This is a genomic window from Colwellia sp. BRX8-5 (assembly GCF_014077325.1).
GTDB lineage: Bacteria > Pseudomonadota > Gammaproteobacteria > Enterobacterales > Alteromonadaceae > Colwellia_A.
Window position 1 is genome coordinate 15,875 of record NZ_JACGVR010000025.1, and the last position, 12,476, is coordinate 28,350.

The following is a 12,476-nucleotide window of genomic DNA, read 5'->3' on the forward strand; positions in this document are numbered from 1 at the left end:
TTGTTTATTATAAATTATTAAACGCTTTGTACGTCATCTTAAATATTGTAATCTTTTTTCGTTAAAAACATCGCATCGCCATAACTGAAAAAACGATATTTTTCATGCACTGCATGTTGATATGCAGACATCATGTGTTCGTAACCCGAGAAGGCGCTAACGAGCATTAACAGTGTTGACTCTGATAAATGAAAATTAGTGATTAAGGCATCAATCACTTGAAATTCATATCCTGGGGTAATAAAAATATCAGTGTCACCATAAAAAGCGCTAAGCGGTAAAGCTTTATCTTTAGCCACCTTAGCGGCACTTTCTATCGAACGTACCGATGTTGTACCAACTGCGATAACGCGACCGCCATTCGCTTTTGTAAGGGCTATCTGTTGAACAACTTCGTCAGATACTTCAACATACTCAGCATGCATAATATGGTCGGCTATTTCATCGACTTTTACTGGCTGAAAAGTACCCGCGCCAACGTGTAAGGTAATAAAAGCGAGATCGACACCCTTAGCTTTTATTTTTTCTAATAAATTTTCATCAAAATGTAAACCTGCGGTAGGTGCAGCAACCGCACCAGGTTTTTCATTATAAACAGTTTGATATCTTTCACGATCGCTGTCTTCATCAGGACGGTCTATGTACGGAGGTAATGGCATATGGCCAATTTCTTCAAGCACAGATAAAACTGATTGTTCACCCTGTATTTCTAATTCAAATAGAGCACCATGGCGACCAAGCATAGTCGCAGAGACTTTGCCTTCTAAAATAAGTTTGTTACCCACTTTTGGTGACTTACTAGCACGAATATGAGCAAGAAAACGTTTTTCGTCGAGGATCCTTTCAACCAAAACTTCAATTTTACCACCACTTTCTTTTTGTCCAAACATACGTGCGGGTATTACGCGGGTATTATTGAAGATAAGTAGATCACCAGCATTAAGTTGTTCAATAATATCGGTAAATCCAAGATCAAGGATTTCACCACTATTACCGTTAACAGACATTAAACGACTTGAGGTACGATCCGCTTTCGGATATCGGGCAATAAGTTCTTCGGGTAAATCAAAAGAAAAGTCAGCTACGCGCATGTAAATACCAATTAGAATATCTATTTTAAGAGAATAAAAAACGCGTAATTTTAGTGTTCAGCGCCAACAATAGCAAGTAATAACGCCGATACAGTGGCAATAAAGGGTCAAGAGACCTTAAATATAAAACAGCTCTGTATTTACCTTGTTTATAATCATCATATTGGAAACTTTATCTCCCCTTTTTGACAATTTACCGTATGCTGAGATTATCGATAAATTTATAGTTGAAAATATCATGAACAATATTGCTTTTGCTCTCGCTAAAACCATCCTGAATGGCTTTGAGCGACATATCTATCTTTTTAGTGAAATTACTCAATCCGCAAAAAAACGCTTTGAACTCTGCCAATGGCAAGCGGTTCAAGATGCAGCAAAAAGTAGAACAGACTTTTATGATAAACGTGTTGAAGAAACACTTGAGACCATTAAAAAAGATTTTTTTGTCTCGAATCTTGATGAGCTTTTATGGCAAAACGTTAAGGTAAGTTACGTCGATTTATTAAAAGAACACCATCAACCAGAACTTGCAGAGAGTTTTTATAACTCTATTTTTTGTCACTTATTTGAACGTAAGTACTACCACAATGCTTTTATTTTTGTAAAAAGTACCGTTGAAAAAATAGAAAACATTGCCAGTCCGGTTATATACACGCGCTATTTGCCAAGTGAGTTAGGCCTAGAGCAAACTATTGCGGCTATTATGAATAATGCCAACTTCAACATTCCCTTTGTTAACTTAGAAAGAGACATGAAAAGTCTTATAAAGTCTTTTCGCGTTCAAGCACATAAAACACGATATAAACTTAGCGAATTGAAGTTCGATATTCTTGATTTTATATTCTATCGTAACAAAGGGGCTTATATTATTGGTCGCGTTATTTCTCCTGGCGGTGAAACACCTTTTATTGTCCCTATTGTTAATAATGAAAAAGAAGGAAAAGCAGCAGGATTATACATAGATGCTTTGTTAACCGAAGGGGCAAACATGGCGGTAGTTTTTGGTTTTGCCCGCGCTTACTTTTTTGTCGACTGTCAGCACCCCTTTGCTTTAGTGCAATTTTTAAAACGCTTAATACCTCATAAAACCTTAGCCGATTTATATTCAGCCATTGGTTTTCATAAACAAGGTAAAACACAGTTTTATCGCGATTTTCTCAATCACCTCGACGCAAGTGATGACAAGTTTGAATTAGCTGCAGGTATTAAAGGTATGGTGATGTCAGTATTTACCTTACCCTCTTACCCTTATGTTTTTAAAATTATAAAAGATAAATTTGCCCCAAGTAAGACCATGACTAAGCAAGAAGTTAAAGGAAAATATCGCTTAGTTAAATTACATGACCGAGTTGGACGAATGGCTGACACCATGGAATACTCTGAAGTTGCTTTTCCCAAAGACCGTTTTAGTGAAGAATTATTAACAGAGCTGCTCAATGTTGCTCAATCTATTATTCGTTTTGAAGATGAATTAATTATCATCAAACATTTATATATTGAGCGTCGTATGACACCGCTCAATTTATATTTAGCTAAAGCGAGTGATGAGGAAATTGAAGAAGCAATGTATGGCTATGGCAGCGCGATCAAACAGTTAATTGCTGCCAATATTTTCCCCGGCGACATGTTACTCAAAAACTTTGGCGTAACCCGACACGGACGAGTCATATTTTACGATTATGATGAAATAACCTATATGGATGAAGTTAACTTTAGGGTGAAACCAGAAGCCATTACCGAGGAACAAATTTATGCAGCAGAACCTTGGTACTCGGTAGCACCTGGCGACATGTTTCCAGAGGAAATTGCGACTTTTGCGTTGGCAAATAAGAAATACCGCAATGCTTTTTTATTACATCATGCCGATTTGTTAGAAGCCAGTTTTTGGCAACAATGCCAAAAAAGTGTGGCTACGGGTAAATTTGAAGATGTATTCCCCTACCCAGAGGCACTACGTTTTTGTAATAATTAATATTGTATCTGTGATTGTTTGCTTTACCTGACAATAATTGAGTTTAAAACAAACGCAATGTTGTTATTTTAAGCAAACAGTCATTTATTTCATTTTTTTTGACTTTAGCGCTTTACCTTTGCTATTGCTTGCGTATAATTCGAATCCGTTGCAGGGGTGTAGTTCCAATTGGTAGAACAGCGGTCTCCAAAACCGACGGTTGGGAGTTCGAATCTCTCCACCCCTGCCAATTATTTTCTTAGCTATTTCTAGCTAAGATCAATAGTATTATCTTTATAAATCATCGTAAACCTAATAGTTACTCAGTCATATCTAAATAAGAGCGGCCGTTATACTTATTAAAGTATAATTTATATTTAGGTGAAGAAATAAAAATATAACCTATAATATATTTATTGCTTCTAATAATATCTGACTGGAATAATTTGACACTTTTTAATACTGTGCCCCAAATAAAATCACCCTCTTTATTATTTTTTTCTTTATATTTTATAATATTTAGCGCTGTTGCTACAGAAATAACCAGCGAAGTAAATTTAGACACCGATTATCAGTCTATCCGTAATAATCCGTCGATTTCATTTCAGGAAAAAGAAAATAGCTATACTAAACTGCTTGAACAAGTAACGCCGTTTGAAAACAAGCGCTTTGAAGCACTAATTATTAATCAGTTGCATTACAATGCTATCCTTCAAGGAGATACTGTTAATGCTCAACGATGGCTAGATCACTATAAAAAAAACCTTAAGCAAATCATTTCAAAAAAATCCTTACTCGCGTTAAATCTTCTATTAAAAAAAAATCAGCTGTTTGAGTTACAAAATGATCAACAACATCTGCCAGCATTAAAAATTTCCTTGGCGTTATTTAATCAGATGAACAACGTAATAATAAAAAAAAATAACAGTATTTTAAATGATGATGTCTACCTGACCAACCGAGATGTTGCTGAAATTAATAATTTAACTGGTATTTCGTATTTCTCAATTGGCGACTATGACCAAGCACAACAGTATTTTATTACTAGTTTGCGTTTATATGAAGACTTGCAGGCTTTAAAAGGTGTCGCGGCGGCGCTTAATAATTTATCCCTAATTAGCTGGGCACAAAAAGATTTTCATGCGGCCTTAAAATATTTAGAGAGACCTATAGAGATATCACAACAGCTTAACGACAGTGCGCTTTACATCATTAACATTTCAAATCAAGGTATTTATTATACTGATCTCAAACAGTTTGAGAATGCAATCGTATCCTATAAAAAAGCGATTAATCATCCTGACAGTAAATATTTTCCTAAAGAGACATTAGGCGCCATTATTGGTCTCGCCGATGCCTACATTACAATTAATGAATTAACATTAGCAAAAAAGCAATTAGAAGAAGCGTTGCAATTAACTGCAGCAACCAAGAATAAAAAATCACAAATTAGTGCGGAAGGCTTTATTGGCGATATCTATCTACTGCAGGGAGAGCCTCTTCGAGCGTTAGCCATTTATAATCGCGCATTACTTTACTATCAGGAGACCAAACTTCAACAACTTGAAGCAGAGACTTATAAACGCATCAGCAAAGCTTATCAAGCGCAGGAAAAATGGCAACAAGCCTTTAATTTTTATGAAAAACATATCCTGTTAATTAATAAACTTAATGACGAAGCACAGCAAAAATCAATCAGGGTCCTACAAAATCAATATAAAGCAGAAGTAAAACAGAAAAAGATCAACTTATTACAAGCAGAAAATCAATTACAAACATTAGAGCTACAGTCAGCAAAAAATCAAAGTGTTGTGACCATTGTTATTAGTCTATTTTCCTTAATCATTTTATTACTTACGGTAAATCGTCATTATATACGAAAAGAAAAAGTACGTTTAACACGCCACAATAATGAAATCAGAGCCAATGAAGAACAGTTGACGTTATTGTCTATTGCTTTTAAGAATACGGCTGATGCGGTATGGATAACCAATAAAGACTTCGAAATTGAAGTAGTAAACAATGCTTACGTGACACATACCCACAAGCATAAATCTGAAGTAATAGGTCAAAAGGTAGTTTTTGCAGAAATAAATGGCCAGCCTGCTGATTTATCTGAAAAATTACGCACTCAGGCTATGGTGCATGGTAGTTGGTTAGGGGAGCTTTTTGATCAAAAATCTACCGGTGAAATTTATAGTTTAGAATTAGAGATTGAAGCGATAACAAACGATAATAATGAAATTATGCATTATCTTGGTGTTTTTAGAGACATTACTGAAAAAGTAAAAATACAACAGCAATTAAGTAAGCTTGCTACCCACGATGATTTAACCGAATTGCCGAATAGAACCCTGTTGCATGAATTGATTGTCCAATCTTCTTTGAACTCTCAGCGCTCTCAAAAATCACCAACCGTACTATTACTCGATGTAAATAGTTTCAAAAAAATTAATGACACTTATGGCCATAGTGCCGGTGATGAAGTTATCCGTGAAATTGCCGATCGTTTAAGTACGGTATTATACCCAAAAGACGTTATTGCACGTATTAATGGTGCTGAATTTTGTATTTTAGTTGAGCTTTCTGACCCTAATTATGGTGCTATCGCTGTTGCACGGAAAATACTGTCTTGTTTTGACACTGCATATGTATTTGATGACCACCAGTTGCCTGTTACAGCAAGCATTGGCATTACTCGATACCCTGAAGATGCTGATGTTCCTCAGGAGCTATTAAGAAAAGCAGCGTTAGCAATCTTTGATATTAAAGCTCAAAAAAAGAATAATTATCAATTTTTTGAACAGCGCATGAACAGTGAAGTTGCAGAACAATTAGCGCAAGAACAAAGGCTACTCACAGCAATAAAAAATGAGACCTTTGAATTTTATTATCAACCCTTTGTTGATACTAAATCTGGCTTGATTTCGGGTGCAGAGGCCTTAATCCGGTGGGTTGAAGCGGACGGTAATATTATTTACCCTGACAGTTTTATTCCCTTTTCTGAAAAGCTTGGTCTAATAGACCAACTTGATAAAATCGCAATAAATAAGGTCTTCGCTCAAGTTGCTTTATGGCAAAAACAAGCGTTAGACTTTGGACCTATTGCCATTAATTTATCAGCAAAAATGTTTTCTGATTCAGCAGCCCTTATTGCACTTTTAAAAGCGAAACTAAACCAATATGGCATCTCTCCCGCCAGGATAAAAATTGAAATTACTGAAGGCATGTTACTGGATAAAATAGATATCGCTATTTTAACCATGCAACAGCTTAAGGCACTTGGCTTTAAGCTTTCATTAGATGATTTTGGTACAGGTTTTTCTTCTTTAAGTTACTTAAAACAATTTCCTATCGACATTCTCAAGATTGACCGTTCGTTTATTATGGGAATGCATGAATCTTCAATCGATCAAAGTATTGTTCGCTCTATTATTAACTTAGCTAATAATTTAAATTTAAGTGTTATCGCAGAAGGCGTGGAATTAAGTGAGCATTTAGCGTTTCTCCAACAATTAAACTGTCAGGAGTATCAAGGTTATTATTTCAGTAAAGCCATTAGTTTTAAAGAGTTAGAGCAACTAGTCATGACTCAAATCAAAACGCTATAAAGTACAATGGCTTTATCTTTTAATTTGCGATTAATTGAGAGTCACAGGATTAATACACCACCAATAATAACGGGTATATTTGGTATTAAGTGAAAATTCTGTCATTATGTGCTTCTTACTTACGCTATGCTTTATCACCTTAATTTATGACCATGACTAAAAGACAGTTTTCGCACTTGCAGGCTATGGGTATTGAACTTTGGCAGTTAAAAAATAGCGAAAAAACGAACAATAGCGACCACCCTCTTTATTTAGACATTGAACTTGCTACATTAGTTGATACTCATATATTTACCGACATCCTGCATTCTTTAGGTTGCTCTATTGGTGAAGTAAGTTGCAATAATAATGCCTTATCGATAGGTTTATTAACCTGGCAATTTAGTGAACAGACTGATATATCACTAACAAAGCATCACTTGGTTACCCCGTCGATTAACGTTTTGAAAAATTCTCCGCTATTAAAACAAACACTTTGGCAAAAACTACAAGAAATTCAATAAAATGACCTTTAGCTATCATAAAATATCAAGTAACGACGTAGACTTATTAATCCCTATAGAGAATGCTTGTCACTCTCACCCATGGAGTGAAAAAACCTTTAACAGCTGTATTGGCGCGCGATATTTTGGTCATTACTTACAAGTGGATAATGAGTTAGTGGGGTTTTATATTGGCGAGCATGTCGCTGGTGAAGCAACGTTAATGGATGTTTGTGTATTACCAACACTGCAGGGCAAGGGTTATGGTAAAGCATTACTAGAACACTTTTTTATGCAATCAAAACAACTTAACAATACAGTTATTTGGTTAGAAGTTCGAGCAAAGAACATCAGTGCTCAAATGATGTATATCAATAGTGGTTTTATTGAAACTGGCAGAAGAACAGGTTACTACCCAAGTGCCTCTGGTTTCGGTTATGAAGACGCTATAGTCATGAAAAAAGTGCTCTAATACCTAATAAAGCAGGCATAAATGAGATTCCAGTTAATAGGGTTCAGTAAAAAAGCTGCTTCAACAATAAGAGCGACAAGAGTTAAAACCATCATACACGAAACAAAATAAAGCCTCTTTAATCATGACAATTAAAGAGGCTTTTACATATCACGGTTTCACGAATAAGCGTTTAAGCTATTCACACAAGTAAGTAAACTACCAATTTTCAACACCTTTCATGTCTGGTAATTCATGGGCGATACCCTTATGGCAATCTATACAGGTTTTTTCGCCAGAAGCCAGTGCACTTGAGTGCATTTTAACACTGCGATTACCTTGTTCTGAAAAGTCCATGTACTCAAAGTTATGGCAATTACGACATTCCAGTGAATCATTCTCTTTCATGCGTTTCCATTCACGTTCTGCCAATTCACGGCGATGATCTTGAAACTTTTCTCTTGTGTCGATCAAGCCAGTAAGCATACCCCAAACTTCTTTACTCGCCGCAATTTTACGAACGATTTTATGAGTCCATTTTTTGGGAACATGGCAGTCAGGACAAGTAGCACGAACGCCAGAACGGTTAGAGTAATGAATAGTTTCTTTGTATTCTTCATAAACATTATCTTCCATTTCATGACAACTAATGCAGAACTCTTCGGTATTGGTCACTTCAAGGGCGGTATTAAATCCCCCCCAAAAGATAACACCGCCAGCAAAGCCGATAGCTAAAATAAACCATAAGGCGGCACTGCTTGGCGACTTTAAATACGAAAGTAAGCTTTTTATTTTTGATTTTTTGGTCATGTTAATCCCCTAAATTACGTTTAGATAAACCATTATTTAATCATTACCTAACGATTCAACGGGTTTAAAAAGATTATCAACTAACTCAGGTGCATCAGCTTGTGTAACATGGCATTGAGAACAAAAGTAGCGACGCGGAGAAACATCTGACAGTGTTTTACCGTCACGTGTTTCAAAGTGCGTTAAACTTATTTTGGTTGCGCCGGTTTCTCTCGCATATTTCCAACCATGACAAGTTAAACACTTATTACTGTCTTTATTGACCCGATAACCACGTGTTTGATGAGGCACAACAGGTGGTTGATGCACATAATTACGCTGAATAGGATTTTTATCTTTAATGACACGTTTAAGCGCTTCTGCACTTTTGGTTTCATTAATTTTAGCTATGCCACGAATAGTCTCTAAACCGCCTGTCGTTACTTCTTGATAAGCTTGTACGCTTAATGCCATGGCTAAACTGGCTGTTATCATTATTATTGATAATATTTTCATTTTTTACCTCTACCCGGTAGATTAAGTAAATTTAATTAGTGCTAAACAGTGACTTTTTTCACTTTCACCGCACATTTTTTGAAGTCAGTTTGTTTAGACAAGGGATCGGTAGCATCTAGGGTTAACTTATTAACCAATTGTTTTGCATCAAACCAAGGCATAAAAACTAAACCTTTCGGGGGTCTATTACGGCCACGAGTTTCAACACGAGATTTCACTTCACCTCGACGAGATTCAATCAAAACCTCATCACCACGGCGTAAACCTCTTGCTTTAGCATCGTCAGGGTGGATAAATAACACCGCATCAGGAAATGCTTTATGAAGTTCAGGTACACGCGCAGTCATAGAGCCTGAATGCCAATGTTCAAGAACACGACCGGTACTCAGCCATAAGTCGAATTCTTCATCAGGTGACTCTGCCGCTGGTTCGTAGGGTAAGGCAAATATATTGGCTTTTTTATCTTTATGGCCATAAAACTGCACTTCACTGCCTTTCTCTACATAAGGGTCGTGCCCCTCACGAAAACGCCACTTAGTTTCTTTACCATTAACAACCGGCCATCTGAGGCCACGCTCTTCGTGATAGCGATCAAAGGGGGCTAAATCATGACCATGTCCTCGACCAAAGGTCGCATATTCTTCAAATAAACCTTTTTGAATATAGAAGCCAAAATAATCACCTTCAAAGTTAGTATCACCTTTGGATTCACTCATTGGGAATTTATCTACGTTACCGTTTGCATAAAGCACGTCAAACATAGTTTTGCCACGGTATTCAGGATTCTTGGCAAGTAATTCTTCAGGCCATACTTCTTCAATTTTAAAACGTTTAGAAAATTCAACTATTTGCCATAAATCTGAACGCGCTTCACCTGGCGCATTCACTTGTTGATGCCAAAACTGTGTACGGCGCTCTGCATTGCCGTACGCTCCCTCTTTTTCTACCCACATAGCAGTAGGTAAAATCAAATCAGCCGCCTGTGCCGTTACCGTTGGGTAAGGGTCTGAAACGACGATGAAATTTTCTGGATTACGATAGCCAGGGATCCCTTCTTCATTAATATTTGGTCCGGCTTGCATGTTGTTATTACACATAACCCAATACGCATTTAATTCTCCATCTTTAAGCATACGATTTTGCAGAACTGCGTGATAACCAGGTTTTGGTGGGATAGTACCTTCAGGTAATTTCCATATTTTTTCAGCTATCGCTCTATGCTTAGGATTTTTAACAACGAGATCGGCAGGTAATCTATGTGAGAAAGTTCCTACTTCACGCGCGGTTCCACAGGCTGACGGCTGTCCGGTTAATGAAAACGGGCTGTTACCCGGTTCAGATATTTTACCCGTTAATAAATGCACGTTGTACATGAGGTTATTTGCCCAAACACCACGAGTATGTTGATTGAAACCCATCGTCCAAAACGAAGTCACTTTAACTTTAGGATCCGCATAAAGTTTAGCCAGCGTTAATAATTTATCTTCAGAAACACCCGAAAGTTTTGATGTATATTCAATACTATAAGTGCTAACAAATTTAGCAAAGTCATCGAAGCTCATCGGTTTAGATGCGCCACTGTCAGGATTTTTAGCCGCTTTTTGTAATGGATGAGTAGGACGTAAACCATAACCAATATCAGTAACACCTTCACGAATATTGACATGCTTTTTCATGAAATCTTCGTTAACGGCGTTATTTTGAATAATATAATTAGCAATAAAGTTTAATATCGCTAAATCTGTTTGTGGTGTAAAAATCATACCGTTATCAGCAAGTTCAAAACTTCGATGCTTATACGTTGATAATACGTTTACTTTTACATGAGGATGACTTAAACGACGGTCAGCTAAACGCGACCATAAAATAGGATGCATTTCCGCCATATTAGAACCCCAAAGTACAAATGCATCGGCGTGCTCTAAATCATCATAACAACCCATAGGTTCGTCGATACCAAAGGTACGCATAAAACCACCCACAGCTGACGCCATACAATGACGAGCATTAGGATCAAGGTTGTTGGTTAAAAAGCCCGCTTTCATTAGTTTTGAAGCAGCATAACCTTCCCAAACAGTCCACTGACCCGAACCAAACATACCAACAGAGGTCGGGCCTTTTTTCTTTAAAGCGGCTTTAAATTTTTCAGCCATAACATCAAAGGCGGTATCCCAGCTTACCGGTGTAAACTCACCTTCTTTGGCATAAACACCATCTTTCATCCGTAATAACGGTTGAGTTAATCGGTCTTTCCCGTACATGATTTTGGATAAAAAGTAACCTTTAATACAGTTAAGACCTTTGTTAACTTCTGCTTGAGGGTCACCTTGAGTCGCCACCACTTTTCCTTCTTGTGTTCCAACAAGCACACTACAACCTGTGCCACAAAAACGACAAGGGGCTTTATCCCATTTAATGGTAGTATCCGACGATTTAGTCAGCAAGTTTGAAGCTGAAGATGGCACGGCGATACCTGCGGCGACAGCTGTTGCTGCAATGGCGTTCGCTTTTATAAAATCACGTCTTGTTAATGTCATACCTTTATCCCCTGATGTTGTGGTAGCCCATAATCATTATGATGAAAAATCAATGATGAAGAGATCACACCCGGTAAATTACTCATATCTGTAATGGTGTTAATAAGGCCTTTGCCTTTTTCACCTCTGTTTAAATCATTTTCTTCTATGGTAACCACCATAGAGCCGTTATCAGCAATCTCATGCACTTCAGCGCCAGGAAATCCGCCCAGTTCTTCGGCCACTTTTGCGGTATTACTTGGCTGAGCAACAAAAAGCACACCAGCAATATTAATAGGTTTTTCTTCTAGTAGATTGATCACGATTATTCCCCAGCAGGCTTAATACCTAACATTTTTAAAAGTGCGATAGCGACTAAAGCGGTACCGGCAAAACCAGCTAAAAAAATAACAGGCATCGATGAATATCCTAAGATATTCCAAATCATTTGTTCAAGAGCGCTCATATAACTCTCCTATTAGTATGTGTGGGTTGCTCACCCACAGAATTTTTTGGTGTTAATTCAATAGATGATTGCGGGCAAATAGCAACACAGGCCCCACAATTTGTGCAGTCACTAAGTTTTATCTGGGGTTGTGGTACTGATGAATTTATATATTTAAAAGATATAGCTTCTGTCTCACAGCTATCTTGACAACTTTGGCAAAACACATCGTTAACCGCTAAGCAATCGCCCTTTATGGAGATATCTAAATCCCAAGCATTAATTTCTGGAGCAAGTGCACGCTCGACAAAAAGTGGCTGCTGACAACTTTCAACGCACGCTTGACAAAAAGTACACTCTCCTTTTAAAAAGTTAACTTCAGGGAAACCGCCATCACCTTTTTGAATGATATTTTCAGGACAAGACGTTAAACAGTCACCACATTGTGTGCAGCCATCAATAAAAGTGGCTTCATTGAGCACCCAAGGCAATCTGATTGCCGAAGCAGTTGTTAATTTTTTTGCTTTAAAAAAGTTTCTTCTAGCTAAATCAACCATGCTATCTCGTTATTTTCACATCATATTTCAGACTTTCTACCCAAGCGTAATTTATCTTATACTCGAA

The 12,476-nt window shown here is 37.2% G+C and carries 11 protein-coding genes and 1 tRNA gene; 5 read left to right on the forward strand and 7 right to left on the reverse strand.

Annotated features, from left to right (window positions below):
- Positions 1–38 precede the first annotated feature (38 nt).
- The gene (gene queA / locus H4J62_RS14720; protein WP_182218313.1) at positions 39–1,091 is read right to left on the reverse strand and encodes a tRNA preQ1(34) S-adenosylmethionine ribosyltransferase-isomerase QueA; all 1,053 of its coding nucleotides are present in this window, start codon (positions 1,089–1,091) and stop codon (positions 39–41) included.
- A gap of 238 nt (positions 1,092–1,329) precedes the next feature.
- Here queA and aceK point away from each other — a divergent pair, with 238 nt between their 5' ends.
- The 5 genes from aceK (at position 1,330) to rimI (ending at position 7,607) form a co-directional block, all read left to right on the forward strand.
- Positions 1,330–3,063, forward strand: a complete 1,734-nt coding sequence (aceK, locus tag H4J62_RS14725; RefSeq protein WP_182218311.1) for a bifunctional isocitrate dehydrogenase kinase/phosphatase — start codon at positions 1,330–1,332, stop codon at positions 3,061–3,063.
- A 152-nt stretch (positions 3,064–3,215) separates the two neighbouring features.
- A tRNA-Trp gene (locus H4J62_RS14730) sits at positions 3,216–3,292 on the forward strand.
- 196 nt (positions 3,293–3,488) lie between these two features.
- On the forward strand, positions 3,489–6,653 hold the full coding sequence (locus tag H4J62_RS14735) for an EAL domain-containing protein (RefSeq protein ID WP_182217606.1): 3,165 nt from the start codon (positions 3,489–3,491) through the stop codon (positions 6,651–6,653).
- Positions 6,654–6,805: 152 nt separating this feature from the next.
- Positions 6,806–7,156 (forward strand): DNA polymerase III subunit psi, encoded by a 351-nt coding sequence (locus H4J62_RS14740; protein ID WP_182217604.1) that lies wholly within the window; start codon positions 6,806–6,808, stop codon positions 7,154–7,156.
- A gap of 1 nt (position 7,157) precedes the next feature.
- Positions 7,158–7,607: a ribosomal protein S18-alanine N-acetyltransferase gene (gene rimI, locus H4J62_RS14745; protein ID WP_182217602.1), complete on the forward strand. Its 450-nt coding sequence runs from the start codon at positions 7,158–7,160 to the stop codon at positions 7,605–7,607.
- Between the two features lie 198 nt (positions 7,608–7,805).
- Here rimI and H4J62_RS14750 read toward each other — a convergent pair whose 3' ends face one another.
- The 6 genes from H4J62_RS14750 to napF are packed head-to-tail and all read right to left on the reverse strand — an operon-like array spanning position 7,806 to position 12,409.
- A complete protein-coding gene (locus H4J62_RS14750) occupies positions 7,806–8,396 on the reverse strand; it encodes a NapC/NirT family cytochrome c (protein ID WP_182217601.1) in 591 nt (196 codons plus the stop codon).
- 36 nt (positions 8,397–8,432) lie between these two features.
- A complete protein-coding gene (locus H4J62_RS14755) occupies positions 8,433–8,891 on the reverse strand; it encodes a nitrate reductase cytochrome c-type subunit (protein ID WP_182217599.1) in 459 nt (152 codons plus the stop codon).
- Positions 8,892–8,932: 41 nt separating this feature from the next.
- Positions 8,933–11,428, reverse strand: a complete 2,496-nt coding sequence (gene napA / locus H4J62_RS14760; RefSeq protein ID WP_182217597.1) for a nitrate reductase catalytic subunit NapA — start codon at positions 11,426–11,428, stop codon at positions 8,933–8,935.
- Positions 11,425–11,730 carry a chaperone NapD gene (locus H4J62_RS14765; protein WP_182217595.1) on the reverse strand — a complete coding sequence of 102 codons (306 nt, stop codon included), beginning with the start codon at positions 11,728–11,730 and terminating at the stop codon, positions 11,425–11,427. Before H4J62_RS14765 ends, napA begins: the two co-directional genes overlap by 4 nt.
- A 2-nt stretch (positions 11,731–11,732) precedes the next feature.
- Positions 11,733–11,873, reverse strand: a complete 141-nt coding sequence (locus tag H4J62_RS14770; protein ID WP_070376027.1) for a TIGR02808 family protein — start codon at positions 11,871–11,873, stop codon at positions 11,733–11,735.
- A complete protein-coding gene (gene napF / locus H4J62_RS14775) occupies positions 11,870–12,409 on the reverse strand; it encodes a ferredoxin-type protein NapF (RefSeq protein ID WP_182217593.1) in 540 nt (179 codons plus the stop codon). The genes H4J62_RS14770 and napF overlap by 4 nt, the downstream gene beginning before the upstream one ends.
- Positions 12,410–12,476 lie beyond the last annotated feature (67 nt).

What these genes read in the sequence shown, in the direction of transcription:
- napA (WP_182217597.1), bottom strand. Translation starts at nt 11,428, where the DNA reads ATGACATTAACAAGACGTGATTTTATAAAAGCGAACGCCATTGCAGCA.
- H4J62_RS14740 (WP_182217604.1), top strand. Translation starts at nt 6,806, where the DNA reads ATGACTAAAAGACAGTTTTCGCACTTGCAGGCTATGGGTATTGAACTT.
- napF (WP_182217593.1), bottom strand. Translation starts at nt 12,409, where the DNA reads ATGGTTGATTTAGCTAGAAGAAACTTTTTTAAAGCAAAAAAATTAACA.
- H4J62_RS14770 (WP_070376027.1), bottom strand. Translation starts at nt 11,873, where the DNA reads ATGAGCGCTCTTGAACAAATGATTTGGAATATCTTAGGATATTCATCG.
- rimI (WP_182217602.1), top strand. Translation starts at nt 7,158, where the DNA reads ATGACCTTTAGCTATCATAAAATATCAAGTAACGACGTAGACTTATTA.
- aceK (WP_182218311.1), top strand. Translation starts at nt 1,330, where the DNA reads ATGAACAATATTGCTTTTGCTCTCGCTAAAACCATCCTGAATGGCTTT.
- H4J62_RS14750 (WP_182217601.1), bottom strand. Translation starts at nt 8,396, where the DNA reads ATGACCAAAAAATCAAAAATAAAAAGCTTACTTTCGTATTTAAAGTCG.
- queA (WP_182218313.1), bottom strand. Translation starts at nt 1,091, where the DNA reads ATGCGCGTAGCTGACTTTTCTTTTGATTTACCCGAAGAACTTATTGCC.
- H4J62_RS14755 (WP_182217599.1), bottom strand. Translation starts at nt 8,891, where the DNA reads ATGAAAATATTATCAATAATAATGATAACAGCCAGTTTAGCCATGGCA.